This window comes from Pseudomonas sp. CJQ_9, from assembly GCF_043106615.1.
GTDB lineage: Bacteria > Pseudomonadota > Gammaproteobacteria > Pseudomonadales > Pseudomonadaceae > Aquipseudomonas > Aquipseudomonas juntendi.
In genome coordinates this window covers 32,503-49,326 of sequence record NZ_JBICMS010000026.1, presented here as the reverse complement: position 1 = coordinate 49,326, position 16,824 = coordinate 32,503, and the positions used below count along the sequence as shown (strand labels likewise).

At 63.6% G+C, this 16,824-nt stretch carries 13 protein-coding genes and 1 pseudogene; 11 read left to right on the top strand and 3 right to left on the bottom strand.

Going from position 1 to position 16,824, the window contains the following annotated elements:
• Positions 1–32 precede the first annotated feature (32 nt).
• Positions 33–815, bottom strand: a pseudogene (locus ACF8SD_RS04345) (PAS domain-containing protein); the annotation flags it as partial.
• Positions 816–964: 149 nt separating this feature from the next.
• Positions 965–1,984, bottom strand: a complete 1,020-nt coding sequence (locus ACF8SD_RS04340) for a LacI family DNA-binding transcriptional regulator (RefSeq protein WP_173889346.1) — start codon at positions 1,982–1,984, stop codon at positions 965–967.
• A gap of 207 nt (positions 1,985–2,191) precedes the next feature.
• On the opposite strand from ACF8SD_RS04340, the gene ACF8SD_RS04335 reads away from it, so the two are divergent.
• The 6 genes from ACF8SD_RS04335 to ACF8SD_RS04310 all read left to right on the top strand — a co-directional run bounded on the left by ACF8SD_RS04335 (position 2,192) and on the right by ACF8SD_RS04310 (position 10,613).
• A complete protein-coding gene (locus tag ACF8SD_RS04335; protein WP_173889347.1) occupies positions 2,192–2,731 on the top strand; it encodes a gluconokinase in 540 nt (179 codons plus the stop codon).
• A gap of 110 nt (positions 2,732–2,841) precedes the next feature.
• Entirely contained in the window at positions 2,842–4,194 is a 1,353-nt protein-coding gene (locus ACF8SD_RS04330; RefSeq protein WP_054905444.1) for a GntP family permease, read from the top strand.
• A 94-nt stretch (positions 4,195–4,288) separates the two neighbouring features.
• The gene (locus tag ACF8SD_RS04325; RefSeq protein ID WP_054905445.1) at positions 4,289–4,591 is read left to right on the top strand and encodes a hypothetical protein; all 303 of its coding nucleotides are present in this window, start codon (positions 4,289–4,291) and stop codon (positions 4,589–4,591) included.
• A 176-nt stretch (positions 4,592–4,767) separates the two neighbouring features.
• Entirely contained in the window at positions 4,768–6,009 is a 1,242-nt protein-coding gene (mexE, locus tag ACF8SD_RS04320) for a multidrug efflux RND transporter periplasmic adaptor subunit MexE (protein WP_173889349.1), read from the top strand.
• 12 nt (positions 6,010–6,021) lie between these two features.
• Entirely contained in the window at positions 6,022–9,201 is a 3,180-nt protein-coding gene (locus tag ACF8SD_RS04315) for an efflux RND transporter permease subunit (RefSeq protein ID WP_392483927.1), read from the top strand.
• Positions 9,198–10,613 (top strand): efflux transporter outer membrane subunit, encoded by a 1,416-nt coding sequence (locus ACF8SD_RS04310; RefSeq protein ID WP_392483926.1) that lies wholly within the window; start codon positions 9,198–9,200, stop codon positions 10,611–10,613. The genes ACF8SD_RS04315 and ACF8SD_RS04310 overlap by 4 nt, the downstream gene beginning before the upstream one ends.
• A gap of 44 nt (positions 10,614–10,657) precedes the next feature.
• Here the strand turns inward: ACF8SD_RS04310 and ACF8SD_RS04305 are convergent, their stop codons facing one another.
• A complete protein-coding gene (locus ACF8SD_RS04305; RefSeq protein ID WP_173889355.1) occupies positions 10,658–10,795 on the bottom strand; it encodes a hypothetical protein in 138 nt (45 codons plus the stop codon).
• Between the two features lie 470 nt (positions 10,796–11,265).
• Between ACF8SD_RS04305 and ACF8SD_RS04300 the strand changes: the two genes are divergently transcribed.
• The 5 genes from ACF8SD_RS04300 to ACF8SD_RS04280 all read left to right on the top strand — a co-directional run bounded on the left by ACF8SD_RS04300 (position 11,266) and on the right by ACF8SD_RS04280 (position 16,816).
• On the top strand, positions 11,266–12,249 hold the full coding sequence (locus ACF8SD_RS04300; RefSeq protein WP_173889357.1) for a DUF1852 domain-containing protein: 984 nt from the start codon (positions 11,266–11,268) through the stop codon (positions 12,247–12,249).
• 27 nt (positions 12,250–12,276) lie between these two features.
• The gene (locus ACF8SD_RS04295) at positions 12,277–13,314 is read left to right on the top strand and encodes a methionine synthase (RefSeq protein ID WP_392483924.1); all 1,038 of its coding nucleotides are present in this window, start codon (positions 12,277–12,279) and stop codon (positions 13,312–13,314) included.
• Between the two features lie 362 nt (positions 13,315–13,676).
• Complete coding sequence (locus ACF8SD_RS04290; protein ID WP_173889361.1) at positions 13,677–15,086, top strand: circularly permuted type 2 ATP-grasp protein; 1,410 nt, start codon at positions 13,677–13,679, stop codon at positions 15,084–15,086.
• Positions 15,087–15,089: 3 nt separating this feature from the next.
• Complete coding sequence (locus tag ACF8SD_RS04285) at positions 15,090–16,040, top strand: alpha-E domain-containing protein (RefSeq protein WP_173889363.1); 951 nt, start codon at positions 15,090–15,092, stop codon at positions 16,038–16,040.
• A complete protein-coding gene (locus ACF8SD_RS04280) occupies positions 16,037–16,816 on the top strand; it encodes a transglutaminase family protein (protein WP_173889365.1) in 780 nt (259 codons plus the stop codon). The genes ACF8SD_RS04285 and ACF8SD_RS04280 overlap by 4 nt, the downstream gene beginning before the upstream one ends.
• Positions 16,817–16,824 lie beyond the last annotated feature (8 nt).

The window sequence follows — 16,824 nt, the reverse complement described above, 5'->3', positions numbered from 1 at the left end:
TGGGCCGCATCGGCGGCACTTTGCTGGGTACAGACCTGGTGGGTGATGTCGCTGGCGAACTTGACCACCTTGTACAGGCGGCCCTTGCTGTCGAAGATCGGGTTGTAGGAGGCTTCCAGGTACACCGTCTGGCCTTGCTTGTTCACCCGCTCGAAGCGGTGCGAGTGGTATTCGCCACGGTTAAGCGAGGCCCAGAACTGGCGGTAATCGGCCGACTCACGCTCGCGCGGCAGGCAGAACAGGCCATGGTGGCGGCCTACCACCTCGTCGAGCCGGTAACCCATGGTGTCCAGGAAGTTCTTGTTGGCCTTGATCACCCGCCCTTGCGGGGTGAACTCGATCACTGCCATGGCGCGGCTGATCGCCTTCAGCAGGCTTTCGCTTTCATGCTCCAGGGCGACGCGCTGACTGATGTCGGACGCCACCTTGATCACACTGCTGACCTGGCGCTGGGCATCCAGCACGGGCATGTAGCTGGCCTCCAGCCAGACTTCACGCCCGGCCTTGTCGACGCGCTCGAACGTGCCGCTGATGGCCTTGCCCTGGCCAAGCTCATGCCACAGTTGCTGGTACTCGGCGCTCTGGGCATAGCCCGGCTCACAGAACAGCCGGTGGTGCTTGCCGCGCAGCTCTTCAGCGCTGTAACCCATGGCCTGGCAGAAGCGTTCATTGGCGTCGAGAATGGTGCCATCGGGGGCGAATTCGATCATTGCCATGGAGCGACTGATGGCAGCCAGTTTGGCCTGTACGTCGGCCAACGCCTGATGGCTGCGTTGGATCTCGACCAAATCGGATTTGCGATGGAAATCGAACATGACGCCGGGCCTCCTTTATGCGCGGTTTCATGAGCATAGATGGCCGTATGCGCGGTGCAAGCACAGTGCCATCGCTTTGTGATTATTCCATTTTTGTTAGGCCGGCACGCCGCCAGGGGGTGGTCAACGCCATTGCACAGGCGAGCGAATCAGGTACTTTCCCGCACCATCAGCTCAAAGCCCAGGTCCTGCTGTGCACTGGCCACCCGCTTGCCATCCAGCAACGCGAGCAAGGCTTGGGCTGCGCCCCGACCGACGGCAGCCCGCGGGGTACGGATAGACGTGAGGCGCGGCACCATGTGCGCCGAAGCCGGCAGGTCGTTGAAGCCCACCATGGCCACCTGGCGAGGCACCTCCACACCTTGGCGCAACGCCTGCAAGACAGCGCCCTGGGCCAGGTCGTCGTTGCAGAAGAAGATGCCGTCCACATCCGGGGCCTGCTGCATCAGGCGGCTGAACAGTGTGCTGCCCAAGGCAATAGAAGAAGGCTCCGGGGCCAACACTTCCAGTTCAGCAGCGTGCAGGCCCGCCTCGGCCAGGGCCTGACGGAAGCCCTCGGCCCGCTGCATCACCCGCGGGTCGAGTTGCGCGGCAATGAATGCCAGGCGCTTGCGCCCGCGCTCGATCAGGTGCCGCGCTGCAGCCCGCCCCGCCTGCTCCTGGGAAAAACCGACCGATACTGCCCCCGGCTCGCCCTTGAGCTCCATCATGTGCACGCAGGGTACGCCGCTGGCCGCCAGCAGCTGGCGGGCCGCATCACTGCGCTCAAACCCGGTCAGCAACATGCCGCAAGGCTGATAGGCCAGGTAATTGCGGATCAGGTTCTCTTCTTCGGCCAGGTCATAGTGATAGTTGCCGATCAGCACCTCGAGCCCACGCGGGCGCATGACCTCGTGGATGGCCTCCAGGGTATCGATGAACAGCTGGTTGGACAACGACGGGATCAGCACCACGATGGACTGGCTGCGCGCCGAGGCCAACGCCCGGGCCGCAGGGTTGGCCACGTAGCCCAGGCTGGCTGCGGCAGCCATGACCTTTGCGGCCAGCTCTGGCGCAACCGTGCTCACGCCGCGCAGCGCGCGCGACGCGGTGATCGGGGAAACCCCGGAAAGCCTGGCCACTTCAGCCAGGGTAGGACGACCTGTGGTACGGGAGCCGGTGCGGGACATGGATGTTGTAATTTTACTACTTGCAAGGATGGGGAACGGCCACTAAGGTAGCGCTGTCTCAGGATGCAGGCAATGTAATCTTTGGTAGCTGCCGCTACACGCGTGCTGCCAGGCGTCCATACTGCGTAAGGACAAGACCAATAACACCGGGGAGGTGGCTGTTCGTCAGCGACGAGACAGCGCTACCTCACCCCGCAGGAGGTACTGATGAATTCTCCCCTGTCCGCCATCGTGGTGATGGGCGTGGCCGGTTGCGGCAAAAGCTGCATCGGTGCTGCCATCGCTGCCCGAAGCGGCGGTCGCCTGATCGAAGGCGACGCTTTCCACCCTGCCGAAAACATCCGCAAGATGAGCGCGGGCACCCCCCTGGACGACGCCGACCGCGCCGGCTGGCTGGTGCGCCTGGGCGAAGAGTTGCAAGCCATCAGCCAGGCCGGCGAACGCCCGATCCTGACCTGCTCGGCACTCAAGCGCCGCTACCGCGACACCCTGCGCGAGGCCATGCCTGGGCTGGTGTTCGTTTTCCTCGAACTGTCGCCTGCCGAAGCCGAAAAGCGCGTGCTGGCGCGCCCTGGGCATTTCATGCCGGCCAGTCTGATCGACAGCCAGTTCGCCGCACTGGAATCGCCGCGTGGCGAGCCCCTGACCCTGGCCCTGGACGCTACCCAGCCCATCGAAGCCCTGGCCGAAGCGGTAGACCGCTGGCTAAAGCGCTGCGGTGAGCGGGGCCTGGCGCAGACCGCTTGACCCAGCGGTTTCCCGGCTCACCAAAGACAGCGCTACCCGACCCCGCGAAAGCGCGAAAAGTTCCCACAACGCTACGCCCAAAACAACGATAAGACCGAGGCCTTAAAACCATGTTCGGACTGGCTACTGATACCTTCCTGTTGCTCGACGCGCTCGTGACGATCGTCGGGCTGATCCTGCTGATCACCCACTTCAAGGTTCACCCCTTCGTCGCCCTCACCCTGGCGGCTGGCTTTTTGGGCCTGACCTCCGGCATGCCGGTGGCCAAGGTGATGAAGTCGTTCCAGGACGGCTTTGGCGGTGTACTGGGCTTTGTCGGCATCGTGCTAGCCCTGGGCACCATGCTTGGCAAACTGATGGCCGACTCCGGCGGTGCCGACCAGATCGCGCAAACCCTCATCCGCGCCTTCGGCAAGAAGAACGTGCACTGGGCCATGATGTTCGCCGCTTTCCTGGTGGGCATTCCGCTGTTCTTCGAAATCGGCTTCGTGCTGCTGATTCCACTGGTGTTCATCGTGGCCCGGCGCTCCGGGGTTTCGCTGGTGAAAATCGGCATTCCATTGCTGGCGGGCCTGTCGGTCGTGCACGGCCTGGTACCGCCGCACCCGGGCCCGTTGCTGGCAATCGGCATCTTCCACGCCGACATCGGCAAGACCATTTTCTACGGCCTGATCGTGGCGCTGCCTACCGCCATCATCGCCGGGCCGCTGTTCGGTAACTTCATCTCCCGCTACATTCCCGGCAACCCGTCGCAGGAGCTGATGGACCAGATCGCCAAGGAGTCCGACCAGGGCAACCTGCCGAGCTTCAGCATCACCCTGATCACCGTGCTGCTGCCGGTGGCCTTGATGCTGCTGAAAACCTTCGCCGACGTGGTGCTGCCTGCCGAGCACATCGTGCGCCAGTGGATGGACCTGATCGGCCACCCGATCACCGCCCTGCTCGCTGCCTTGCTGCTGGCCTTCTACACCTTTGGCTCGGCCCGCGGTTTCAACCGCCAGCAAATCATGAAAATGCTCGACCAGAGCCTGGCGCCAACCGCTGCGATCGTGCTGATCGTCGGTGCCGGCGGTGGTTTCAAGCAAATGCTGGTGGACACCGGGGTGGGCAACGTGATCGGGCAAATGGCCGTGCAAGCGGAAATTTCGCCGATCCTGCTGGCCTGGCTGGTGGCGGCGGTGATCCGTATCGCCACCGGTTCGGCCACCGTCGCGACCATCACCGGCGCGGGTATCGTGGCACCGGTGATCGACCTGGTGCCGGGCGTGAACCGTGAGTTGCTGGTGCTGGCCACCGGCGCCGGGTCGCTGATCCTGTCGCATGTGAACGACGCCGGCTTCTGGCTGGTGAAGCAGTACTTCAACATGACCGTGGCTGAAACCTTCAAGACCTGGAGCATGATGGAGACGATTCTTTCCATCGTCGGCATCATCTTCATCATGTTGTTGTCGCTGGTGGTGTAACCGCTGATCGGAACGATGAGCGTAACAATGGCACGTTAGCGTCACGGGTGGGGCCAAAAGGGAGTAAGCCCCACCCGACGCAACGGAGACTGCCATGAACCGCTCAAGCGTGCTGCTGATTGCCCTGCTCGCCTCGCCACTGGCGCTTGCCGCCGGCACTGGCCCGACCTACCCCGACGACCCGCACAACAACGCCCCGCAGCCCGGCGTGGACAGCACCCTCAACCCGATCGAAAAACCCATGCCGCGGGATACCGACCCGCGCATCAAGGGCAATGACCCGGACAGCCCGCCCGCCCAGCAGAACGACAATCGTGACTTGCCAGGCATGGACGGTACAGGGTCCGAAGGGACCGGTGGTGCCGACGCAGGCGGCGCTGGCGGCAGCCAACGCTAAGCCCGTGGCAGCGGGCCTTGGCACCGGCTTCGGGTGCAGGCCCGCACCCCCGATTCACCACACGCTGATCCCGACCTATCATTCAGCGTGATAATAGATTTCGGCCCGTTCGATTCGTGCCTCTCGCGCAAGACACTCACACTCCGCCCATCACTAATACATTGGCGGAGTTCTCCATGGAACAATCACTTAAACCCTTGCGCTTTCCCCTTGCGGCCTTGGCTGTGGTGGTGATCAGCGCTTGCGGCCGAACCCCCGACGCCGTGCAGGCTCCCGCCGCGCCGAAGGTCACCGTGGCCAAGGTGATCGAGCAACCGATCAATGAATGGGACGAGTTCACCGGGCGTCTCGAAGCCCCGGAAACCGTCGAGGTGCGCCCGCGGGTGTCCGGCCAGATCGACCAGGTCGCCTTCACCGAGGGCGCCCAGGTCAAGAAAGGCGACCTGCTGTTCCAGATCGATCCGCGTCCGTTCCAGGCAGAAGTCCGCCGCCTCGAAGCGCAGTTGCAACAGGCCAAGGCCACCGCCATCCGCAGCGCCAATGAAGCCCGCCGTGGTGAGCGCCTGCGCGACAGCAACGCCATTTCCGCGGAGCTGGCCGAATCGCGCAGCAGCGCCGCCGCCGAAGCCCGGGCCGGGGTCGACGCCATCCAGGCACAACTGGACCTCGCCCGCCTGAACCTCAGCTTTACCCGGGTTACCGCGCCGATCAGCGGCCGGGTCAGCCGCGCCGCGTTCACGGCCGGCAACATCGTCAGCGCCGACGTGACCCCGCTGACCAGCGTGGTCTCCACCGACAAGGTCTACGCCTACTTCGACGCCGACGAGCGCGTGTACCTCAAGTACACCCAGCTGGCGCGCGAGGGCCAACGCGGCCAGAGCACCCCGGTATATCTCGGCCTGACCAATGAAACCGGCACCCCTCACCTGGGCCAGATGAACTTCGTCGACAACCAAGTCAACCCGCGCACGGGCACCATCCGTGGCCGCGCCGTGTTCGACAACCGCGACGGCCAGTTCACCCCCGGCCTGTATGCCCGGCTGAAGCTGGTGGGCAGTGCCCAGTACGACGCGGTACTGATCAACGACGAGGCCGTGGGCACCGACCTTGGCAAGAAGTTCGTGCTGGTCATGGACAAGGACAACAAGGCCGCCTACCGCGCCGTGGAACTGGGGCCGAAACTCGAAGGCCTGCGCATCGTGCGCAGCGGCTTGGGCAAGGACGACCGCATCGTGGTCAAGGGCCTGCAGCGCGTACGCCCGGGTTCGCCGGTGACGCCGCAGGAAACCCAGATGGCCAGCGAGCAGACCCTCGCCGCCCTCGCCCAGCAGCGCCAGGCCCTGGAGGCCAGCAACCCGGCGCCCAAAGTGGCGGGCAACAACGTGAAAAACGCCAGCGCCCAGGCGCCACGCGGTTAAGGGACCAGACCGATGAACTTCTCCAAATTCTTCATAACCCGGCCGATCTTCGCCGCCGTGCTGTCGCTGGTGCTGCTGATTGCCGGCTCGATCTCGCTGTTCCAGTTACCCATCAGCGAATACCCCGAGGTGGTGCCGCCAACCGTGGTGGTACGCGCCAACTTCCCGGGCGCTAACCCGAAAGTCATCGGCGAAACCGTGGCTGCGCCGCTGGAGCAAGCCATTACCGGTGTGGAGAACATGCTGTACATGTCTTCCCAGTCCACCGCTGACGGCAAACTGACGCTCACCATCACCTTCGCCCTGGGCACCGACCTGGACAACGCCCAGGTGCAGGTGCAGAACCGCGTCACCCGCACCCAGCCCAAACTGCCCGAAGAAGTGACCCGCATCGGTATCACCGTTGACAAGGCCTCGCCCGACCTGACCATGGTCGTGCACCTGACCTCGCCGGACAACCGCTACGACATGCTCTACCTCTCCAACTATGCCATCCTCAATATCAAGGACGAGTTGGCACGCCTTGGCGGCGTGGGTGATGTGCAGCTGTTCGGCATGGGCGACTACTCGCTGCGCGTCTGGCTCGACCCGAATAAAACCGCCTCGCGCAACCTCACCGCCAGTGACGTGGTCGCGGCCATTCGTGAACAGAACCGCCAGGTCGCCGCCGGCCAGTTGGGCGCCCCGCCCGCCCCGGGTTCGACCAGCTTCCAGCTGTCGATCAACACCCAGGGCCGCCTGGTCAACGAGGAAGAGTTCGAGAACATCATCATCCGCGCCGGCGCCGACGGCGAAATCACCCGGCTGAAAGACATCGCCCGGGTCGAGCTCGGCTCCAGCCAATATGCCCTGCGCTCGTTGCTGAACAACCAGCCGGCAGTGGCACTGCCGATCTTCCAGCGCCCAGGCTCGAACGCCATCGAGATCTCCGACGAAGTACGGGCAAAAATGGCCGAACTGAAGAAGGACTTCCCCGAAGGCATGGACTACAGCATCGTCTATGACCCGACCGTGTTCGTGCGTGGCTCCATCGAGGCGGTGGTGCACACCCTGTTCGAAGCGCTGGTGCTGGTGGTGCTGGTGGTCATCCTGTTCCTGCAAACCTGGCGCGCCTCGATCATCCCGTTGCTGGCAGTACCGGTATCGCTGATCGGCACCTTTGCGGTCATGCACCTGTTCGGCTTCTCGCTCAACGCGCTGTCATTGTTCGGCCTGGTGCTGGCCATCGGTATCGTGGTGGACGACGCCATCGTGGTGGTGGAAAACGTCGAGCGTAATATCGGGTTGGGCCTCAAACCCCTGGAGGCGACGCAGAAGGCCATGGCCGAAGTGACCGGCCCGATCATCGCCACCGCCTTGGTCCTGTGTGCGGTGTTCGTGCCTGCTGCCTTCATTTCTGGCCTGACCGGGCAGTTCTACAAGCAGTTCGCGCTGACCATCGCCATTTCCACGGTGATCTCGGCATTCAACTCGCTGACCCTGTCACCGGCGTTGGCTGCCGTGCTGCTCAAGGAACACCATGCGCCCAAGGACCGTTTCTCGCGGTTGCTGGAAAAACTCCTGGGCAGCTGGCTGTTCGCCCCGTTCAACCGCTTTTTCGATCGTGCCTCGCACCGCTATGTGGGCGGCGTGCGCCGGGTCATTCGCTCCAGCGGCATCGCCCTGTTCGTGTACGCCGGCCTGATGGGCCTGACCTACCTGGGTTTCTCGTCTACCCCCACCGGCTTCGTACCGGCCCAGGACAAGCAATACCTGGTGGCCTTCGCCCAGTTGCCCGACGCCGCCAGCCTCGACCGCACCGAGGCGGTGATCAAGCGCATGAGCGAAATCGCCCTCAAGCAACCTGGCGTGGCCGACTCGGTCGCCTTCCCTGGCCTGTCGATCAATGGTTTCACCAACAGCCCGAACAGCGGCATCGTGTTCACCCCACTCAAGCCGTTTGACGAGCGCAAGGACCCAAGCCAGTCGGCTGCCGCCATCGCTGCCGCGCTCAATGCGCAGTTCGCCGACATCCAGGACGCCTACATCGCGATCTTCCCGCCACCGCCCGTACAAGGCCTGGGCACCATCGGCGGCTTCCGCCTGCAGATCGAAGACCGCGGCAACCTGGGCTATGAAGCCCTGTACAAGGAAACCCAGAACATCATCGCCAAAAGCCACGAGGTGCCGGAGCTGGCGGGCCTGTTCACCAGCTACCAGGTCAACGTGCCGCAGGTCGATGCCGCCATCGACCGGGAAAAGGCCAAGACCCACGGCGTGGCGATCAACGACATCTTTGACACCCTGCAGGTCTACCTGGGCTCGCTGTACACCAACGACTTCAACCGCTTCGGCCGCACTTACCAGGTCAACGTCCAGGCTGAGCAGCAGTTCCGCCTCGATGCCGAGCAAATCGGCCAATTGAAGGTGCGCAACAACCTGGGGGAGATGATACCGTTGGCGACCTTCCTCAAGGTCAGCGATACCTCCGGGCCGGACCGTGTGATGCACTACAACGGTTTCATCACCGCTGAAATCAACGGTGCCGCAGCGCCCGGCTACAGCTCCGGCCAGGCCGAGGCGGCCATCGAAAAACTGCTGAAAGCGGAACTGCCCAACGGCATGACCTTCGAGTGGACCGACCTGACCTATCAGCAGATCCTGTCGGGCAATACCGCGCTGTTCGTGTTCCCGCTGTGCGTGCTGCTGGCCTTCCTGGTACTGGCTGCCCAGTACGAAAGCTGGAGCCTGCCGCTGGCAGTGATCCTGATCGTGCCGATGACCCTGCTGTCGGCGATCACCGGTGTGATCGTATCGGGTGGCGACAACAACATCTTCACCCAGATCGGCCTGATCGTACTGGTGGGCCTGGCGTGCAAGAACGCGATCCTGATCGTCGAGTTCGCCAAGGACGAACAGGCCAAGGGCCTCGACCCGCTGGCTGCCGTGCTCGAAGCGTGCCGCCTGCGCCTGCGGCCGATCCTGATGACCTCCATCGCCTTCATCATGGGTGTGGTGCCGCTGGTCTTCAGCTCGGGTGCAGGCTCGGAAATGCGCCATGCCATGGGTGTGGCGGTGTTCTCCGGGATGATCGGCGTGACCGTATTCGGCTTGTTCCTCACCCCGGTGTTCTTCTTCCTGATCCGCCGTTTCGTCGAGCGTCGCCAGGCCCGCAAGGCCGACCGCGTGCAAGTGCTGGAGAACAACGCATGAACCTGCTCAAACCCCTGACGCCAAGCCTGCTGGCCCTGGCCCTGGCCGCCTGCGCGGTCGGCCCGGACTACCAGGCCCCCGCCACCGCACCTGCCCAGCTGGGCGCTGATGCGCAAGCCAACGCCTATGACCGCAGCCACTTTGAAAGCTTGTGGTGGAAGCAGTTCGACGACCCGGTACTGAACCAGCTGGTGCAGGCTTCGTTGACCGGCAACCGGGATCTGCGCGTGGCCTTTGCCCGCCTGAAGTCGGCCCGCTCGATCCGTGAAGACGCCGAGAACGACCCGTTCCCGGTGGTCACCAGCCGTGCCAGCAGCGATATCGGCAAAGGCCAGGTTCCTGGCCAGACCGAGCAACGGGTGAACAGCGAACGCTATGACCTTGGCCTGGACATGGCCTGGGAGCTGGACCTGTTCGGCCGCATCCAGCGCCAGATCGAAGCCAGTGAAGCGCAGGAAGCGGCCGCTGCCGCGGACCTGCAGCAGTTGCAGGTCAGCCTGATCGCCGAACTGGTCGATGCCTATGGGCAATTGCGCGGTGCACAGCTGCGCGAGAAGATTGCCCTGGCCAACCTCAAGACCCAGCAGCAATCGCGTAGCATCACCGAAACCCTGCGCGACGCCGGGGTCGGCAACGACCTCGACGTGGTGCGCGCCGATGCCCGCCTGGCCGGGGTCGAAGCGACGGTGCCGCAACTGCAGGCCGAACAGGCCCGGGCGCGGCACCGTATCGCCACCCTCCTCGGCCAGCGCCCCGACGCCCTCAGCGTTGACTTGTCGCCCAAGGCGCTGCCGGCCATCGCCAAGGCGCTGCCGGTGGGCGACCCCGGTGAACTGTTGCGCCGCCGCCCGGACATTCGCAGCGCCGAACGCCAACTGGCCGCCGCCACGGCCAACGTCGGCGTCGCCACCGCCGACCTGTTCCCGCGGGTCAGCCTCAGCGGCTTCCTGGGCTTTACCGCCGCGCGCGGATCGCAGCTCGGCTCGTCGGCAGCCAACGCCTGGGCCTTGGGCCCCAGCATCACCTGGGCGGCGTTCGACTTGGGCAGCGTACGGGCCCGCCTGCGCGGGGCCAAGGCCGACGCCGAAGGCGCCATGGCCAATTACGAGCAGCAGGTGTTGCTGGCACTGGAAGAGTCGGCCAACGCCTTCAGCGACTACGCCAAGACCCAACAACGGCTGCTGTCGTTGATGCGCCAGAGCGAAGCCAGCCGCAAGGCGGCGCAGCTGGCCTCGATTCGCTACCGCGAGGGTACCGTGGACTACCTGGTGCTGCTCGATGCCGAACGCGAACGGCTGAGCGCCGAAGATGCGCAGGCGCAGGGCGAGGTCGAGCTGTACCGCGGTATCGTGTCGATCTACAAAGCGCTGGGGGGCGGCTGGCAACCACAGAGCGTGGCCAGCGCGCACTGACCCAGGCACGACGATGGCCTGTGGCGCTACACCGCTGCAGGCCGTTAGCGCAGTATGGCGTGGTTATGGTCGATGTCGGGCACAGGCACCTGCCCGCGCTGCTCGACCAGCCACTCGCGCATGCGCTCGGTGTCGAATATCTGCCCCTCATCCATCATCGCCAGGATGAGCGACTGGGACATTCGGTAACACCCGCATTGGGAACAGCGCCGCTCCTCCCATCCAAGGTTGCATTCGACGGATTCCGCATGCCCTGCGCAAATCAGACAACTCATGTTAGCCCCCTTTCTTGTTCTTCCGTGGAGGTGATGGAGGTAGTGCAGTAGGTGGAGACTGGACTCCTGACTGACATGGGATATTCATGCCAACTTGAAAATTCCGTACCTTTAGTCTGGAAAATTGCGAGCAAGATCACAGCGGCAAACCGCCCGCGCTCGACCGCAAGCACAGTATTTCCCAGCCGTTGCCTACGCTCGACACCCCACTATCATGAGGGCTGCTAAATCATTAGTGATTTATCTTCAATATCATTCATGCAAGACCCTGCCTAGAATACGGCCTGAACACGGACATCACGTCGCTCGCGCCACGGCAATAGTTGCCTGCTTGCACTACCCAACGGCGCTAGCCAGGCATCAGGACACCGCACAACATGGCTTACGCACCGCAATTCACTGTGCAGCGCATCGCTTTCGACGAACACTACCAGCCCGGCGAAAACACTCGCATCACCACCAATTTCGCCAACCTGGCGCGGGGAAAAAACCGCCAGGAAAACCTGCGCAACACCCTGCAGATGATCGACAACCGCTTCAACGCCCTGGCCCACTGGGACAATGATTGTGCAGACCGTTACAGCGTAGAGCTGGATATCATTTCGGTAGAACTGCACCTGCACAGTGAACAGCGCAGCAGCGGCCTGCCGCTGATCGAGCTGTTGCAGACCCATATCGTCGACCACACCACCAACCGCCGTATCGACGGCATGGTCGGTAACAACTTTTCCTCGTACGTGCGGGACTACGACTTCAGTGTCTTGTTGCTGGAACACAACAAGGGTCGGCCAAGCTTCAGCACGCCGGACAACTTTGGCGAACTGCATGGCAAGCTGTTCAAGTGCTTCATCAACTCGGCCACCTACAAGGCGCACTTCGACAAGCCGCCGGTCATCTGCCTGAGTGTGTCGAGCAGCAGGGTTTACCACCGCACTGAAAACCAGCACCCGGTGTTGGGCGTCGAGTATCACCAGAACGACCACTCGCTGACCGACGAATACTTCAGCAGGATGGGGCTCAAGGTGCGCTACTTCATGCCGCCCGGCAGTGTGGCGCCATTGGCCTTCTACTTTGCCGGTGACCTGTTGGCCGACTACAGCAACCTGGAGCTGATCAGCACCATCAGCACCATGGAAACCTTTCAGAAGATCTACCGCCCCGAGATCTACAACGCCAATGCGGCAGCCGCAATGGCCTACCAACCGAGCCTCCAGCACCAGGACTATTCGCTTACACGCATTGTCTACGACCGCGAAGAGCGCAGCCGCCTGGCGCTCGAACAAGGCAGGTTTGCCGAGGAGCGCTTCGTCAAACCGTACCAGGCAACCCTGGAGCAATGGTCCGCTCAATACGCCGGCTGATCACCTCAACGCACAAGGTAACCGCTGATGAACACGCTACTTCCCACCTCCACTGCCGGCAGTTTGCCCAAGCCTTCCTGGCTGGCGGAGCCTGAAACACTCTGGTCACCCTGGAAGTTGCAGGGCGCGCAGCTGGCCGAAGGCAAACAGGACGCCTTGCGCCTGGCCTTGCAGGAACAGCAGCACGCGGGCATCGATATCGTCAGTGACGGCGAACAGACCCGCCAACATTTCGTGACTACGTTCATCGAACACCTGAGCGGGGTCGATTTCCAGCAACGCCAGACCGTGCGCATTCGCGATCGCTATGACGCCAGCGTGCCCTCGGTGGTGGGTGCTGTCGCGCGACAGGCACCGGTATTCGTCGAAGAGGCCAGGTACCTCCGTCAGCAAACTGCCCAGCCAATAAAGTGGGCGCTGCCGGGCCCCATGACCATGATCGACACGCTGTATGACAGCCATTACAGAAGCCGGGAAAAACTGGCCTGGGAATTTGCCAAGCTACTCAACCAGGAAGCCCTGGAACTGGAAGCGGCGGGCGTCGATATCATCCAGTTCGACGAACCGGCGTTCAATGTGTTCTTCGATGAGGTCAACGACTGGGGCGTGGCCGCCCTGGAGCGCGCCGTTCAAGGGCTCAAGTGCGAAACGGCGGTACACATCTGCTATGGCTACGGGATCAAGGCCAACACCGATTGGAAACAGACCCTGGGGGCGCAATGGCGGCAATATGAGCAGGTGTTCCCGACGTTGCAGCAGTCGAGCATCGATATCATTTCGCTGGAGTGCCACAACGCCCATGTGCCGATGGAACTGCTTGAGCTGATTCGGGGCAAGAAGGTCATGGTCGGTGCCATCGATGTCGCCAACCCTGCCATCGAAACGCCCGAAGCCGTGGCCGACACCCTGCGCAAGGCGTTGCAGTTCGTCGACGCCGACAAGCTCTACCCCTGCACCAACTGCGGCATGGCCCCACTGCCGCGCGCGGTCGCCAGCGGCAAGCTCAAGGCGTTGAGCGCCGGGGCTGCCATCGTTCGCCAGGAGCTGACCGCCAACGCGGGTTGAGGGTATTGAACCGCCTGCTTGGCCTGGCCGGCATGGCGGTACGCACCAACGCGGTTCAAAAAACGCGGCTGCACACCAGGCGCCCTGTTTTGATGCACGCCGGCCGGTCAGCCGGCCGCCACCTCACCCCGCCTGGATCAGGCGCCGCCCAGCAAAACCGCTGCCCACCGCCCATTCCCTGGCCTGCCCGGCACTGCACCGGGTTTTCGGCACTTTCATTGCAATGCTGGTTGGTGAACGGAATGCACCCGCAACCCAACGCGACCGAGGCTGACGACACCCCCACTTACCAGCAAGGCAGCACCCTGAAAGACGCAGATGAACGGCAATGAAGCTGCCGGTAACGGCGGCAAGGAGTGGGTATGTCCCGGGCTTTTTTCAATGAAATGTACGACGCGAACGGCAGCTGCCGCCCGCACTACCAGGAGTTCGCCCGCTGGCTGGCGAACACCCCGCTGGAGCTGCTGGAGCAGCGCCGGCGCGAGGCCGACCTGCTGTTCCACCGCGCCGGTATCACCTTTACCTTGTATGGCGACAAACAGGACACCGAGCGGCTGATCCCCTTCGATATCATCCCGCGCAGCATCCGCGCCAGCGAGTGGCGTACGGTCGAGCGCGGCTGTATCCAGCGCGTGCAGGCCCTGAACCTGTTCCTGGAAGACATCTACCATGACCAGCGCATCCTCAAGGCCGGGATCATCCCGCCAGAGCAGGTCCTGGCCAACGAGGGTTATCAGATCGCCATGCAGGGCCTGGACCTGCACCGGGGCCTGTATGCGCACATCGCCGGCGTGGACCTGGTGCGCGATGGCGATGGCAGCTATTTCGTGCTGGAAGACAACCTGCGCACCCCCAGTGGTGTCAGCTACATGCTCGAAGACCGCAAGATGATGATGCGCCTGTTCCCCGAGCTGTTCGCCGCCCAGCGCATCGCGCCCATCGACCACTACCCCAACCTGCTGCTGGACACGCTCAAAAGCGCCAGCCCGCTGGATAACCCCACTGCTGTGCTGCTTACCCCAGGACGCTTCAACAGTGCCTATTTCGAGCATGCCTTCCTCGCCCGCGAAATGGGCATCGAGCTGGTCGAAGGCGCCGATCTGTTCGTGCGCGACGAGCATGTGTACATGCGCACGACCGCCGGCCCGCAACGGGTCGATGTGATTTACCGCAGGCTGGACGACGACTACCTCGACCCCCTCTCATTCAACCCCGACTCGATGCTGGGCGTGCCCGGGCTGATTTCGGTGTACCGCGCCGGCAACGTAGTGCTGGCCAACGCGGTGGGCACCGGCGTAGCCGACGACAAGTCGATCTACCCTTATGTCGCCGACATGATCCGCTTTTACCTAAGCGAGGAGCCGATCCTCAACAACGTACCGACCTGGCAATGCCGCAAGCCGGCCGACCTGTCCCATGTACTGGCCAACCTGCCCGAGCTGGTGGTCAAGGAAACCCAGGGCTCCGGCGGCTACGGCATGCTGGTCGGGCCCGCCGCCACTGCCGCGCAGATCGAGGACTTCCGCGCCCGCATCAAAGCGCGCCCACATGCCTATATCGCGCAACCGACCTTGTGCCTGTCCACCTGCCCGACCTTTGTCGACAGCGGCATCGCGCCGCGGCATATCGACCTGCGCCCGTTCGTACTGTCGGGCGGCGAAACCCGCCTGGTGCCAGGCGGCCTGACCCGCGTGGCGCTGAAGGAAGGCTCGCTGGTGGTCAACTCGTCGCAAGGCGGCGGCACCAAAGACACCTGGGTGGTGGAGGACTGAACCATGCTTTCGCGAACTGCTTCCGATCTGTACTGGATGTCCCGCTACCTGGAACGTGCGGAAAACCTGGCGCGCATGCTCGAGGTCAGCTACTCGCTGTCACTGATGCCGCAGGCGGGGCGCAGCGACGGCCATGCCGAACTGGCCATGTCACTGTTGGCCTCGGGCACGCTCGACGACTACATCCGTCGCCACGCCGAGCTCGACACCGAGCGCATGCTGCACTTCTTCGCCCTTGATGCCACCAACCCCGGCAGCATCTACTGCTGCCTGCAGGCGGCCAGGACCAACGCCCATGCAGTGCGCGGGCGGATAACGGCCGACATGTGGGAGAACATCAACGCCACCTGGATCGAAATGCGCAACATTGCCAGCAACGGGCTGGGCCGCTACGGCATCAGCCAGTTCTGTGACTGGGTCAAGGAGCGCTCGCACCTGTTCCGCGGCGCCACCTCCGGTACCATCATGCGCAACGATGCCTACAGCTTCATTCGCCTGGGCACCTTCCTGGAACGGGCCGACAACACCCTGCGCCTGCTCGATGCGCGCTATGAAATGTTCGGCGAGGCCTCCGACGAGGTCAGCGACGACTCGGCCCGGGGGTTTTACCAGTGGAGCGCCTTGCTGCGCGCCCTGACCTCCTACGAAGCCTTCAATGAAATCTACCGCGCCGCGCCCAGTGCCCGGCCGGTGTCAGAATTGCTGTTGCTGCGCGTCGACGTGCCGCGCTCGCTGCATGCCTGTATCGAGGAGTTGGACCAGATCCTGGCCGGCCTGCCTGGCAGTACCGGGCGAGCGGCCCAGCGGCTGGCTGCGGAACTCAACGCGCGGCTGCGCTACACCGCCATCGACGAAATCCTCGACGCCGGGCTGCATCCCTGGCTCAGCGATTTCATCGGCCGCGTCAACCAACTGGGCCAGGCGGTCCATCACTCCTACCTGGAGGTTGTATGAAACTGTCCATCCGCCACGACACCACCTACAGCTACGCCAGCGATGTGTCCAACAGCATTCAGTTCCTGCGCCTGACCCCGCGCAGCAGCGAACGCCAGCGCATCGTCGAATGGCAACTGGACCTGCCTTGCAAGGTGAAGGGCCAGATCGACCCGTATGGCAACATCCTGCATGTGCTGACGCTGGACAAACCCCATGGGCATCTGGCCCTCACTGCCAGCGGCCAGGTCGAGATCGACCCGGGCTGCGAACAGGAGGCAGCCTGCCAGTCACCCCTGCCGTTCTTGCGCGGCAGCCACCTGACCCTGGCCGACGATGCGCTGGTGGCCTTCGCCGCCCAGCAATGCGGCACGCACCGTGACCGCGCCGCATTGATCGACCTGATGCAGGGGCTGGCCGAGCGCATGCCCTACAGCCCAGGGTCGACCTGCGTCGGCACTACGGCCAGCGAAGCGTTCAATGCCGGTGCGGGCGTGTGCCAAGACCATACCCATGCCTTCCTGGCCTGCGCCCGTAGCCTGGGGGTACCGGCCCGCTATGTTTCCGGCTACCTGTGCACCGAGGATGAACAGCACCTGGCCAGCCATGCATGGGCCGAAGCCTGGGTCGACGACGCCTGGTACAGCTTCGACATCACCAACCGCCTGACCCGGCCCGAGCGGCACCTGAAGCTGGCCGTGGGCCTGGACTACCTCGATGCCTGCCCGGTCAGGGGCGTGCGCCGTGGGGGTGGCACCGAGTCCATGCAAGCCAGCGTCCACGTGCATCGCCAGTGACGCCTGGC

Bases quoted from the DNA above. Each gene is read 5' to 3' on its own strand.
- ACF8SD_RS04340 (WP_173889346.1), bottom strand. From the start codon at position 1,984: ATGTCCCGCACCGGCTCCCGTACCACAGGTCGTCCTACCCTGGCTGAA.
- ACF8SD_RS04335 (WP_173889347.1), top strand. From the start codon at position 2,192: ATGAATTCTCCCCTGTCCGCCATCGTGGTGATGGGCGTGGCCGGTTGC.
- ACF8SD_RS04330 (WP_054905444.1), top strand. From the start codon at position 2,842: ATGTTCGGACTGGCTACTGATACCTTCCTGTTGCTCGACGCGCTCGTG.
- ACF8SD_RS04325 (WP_054905445.1), top strand. From the start codon at position 4,289: ATGAACCGCTCAAGCGTGCTGCTGATTGCCCTGCTCGCCTCGCCACTG.
- mexE (WP_173889349.1), top strand. From the start codon at position 4,768: ATGGAACAATCACTTAAACCCTTGCGCTTTCCCCTTGCGGCCTTGGCT.
- ACF8SD_RS04315 (WP_392483927.1), top strand. From the start codon at position 6,022: ATGAACTTCTCCAAATTCTTCATAACCCGGCCGATCTTCGCCGCCGTG.
- ACF8SD_RS04310 (WP_392483926.1), top strand. From the start codon at position 9,198: ATGAACCTGCTCAAACCCCTGACGCCAAGCCTGCTGGCCCTGGCCCTG.
- ACF8SD_RS04305 (WP_173889355.1), bottom strand. From the start codon at position 10,795: ATGTCCCAGTCGCTCATCCTGGCGATGATGGATGAGGGGCAGATATTC.
- ACF8SD_RS04300 (WP_173889357.1), top strand. From the start codon at position 11,266: ATGGCTTACGCACCGCAATTCACTGTGCAGCGCATCGCTTTCGACGAA.
- ACF8SD_RS04295 (WP_392483924.1), top strand. From the start codon at position 12,277: ATGAACACGCTACTTCCCACCTCCACTGCCGGCAGTTTGCCCAAGCCT.
- ACF8SD_RS04290 (WP_173889361.1), top strand. From the start codon at position 13,677: ATGTCCCGGGCTTTTTTCAATGAAATGTACGACGCGAACGGCAGCTGC.
- ACF8SD_RS04285 (WP_173889363.1), top strand. From the start codon at position 15,090: ATGCTTTCGCGAACTGCTTCCGATCTGTACTGGATGTCCCGCTACCTG.
- ACF8SD_RS04280 (WP_173889365.1), top strand. From the start codon at position 16,037: ATGAAACTGTCCATCCGCCACGACACCACCTACAGCTACGCCAGCGAT.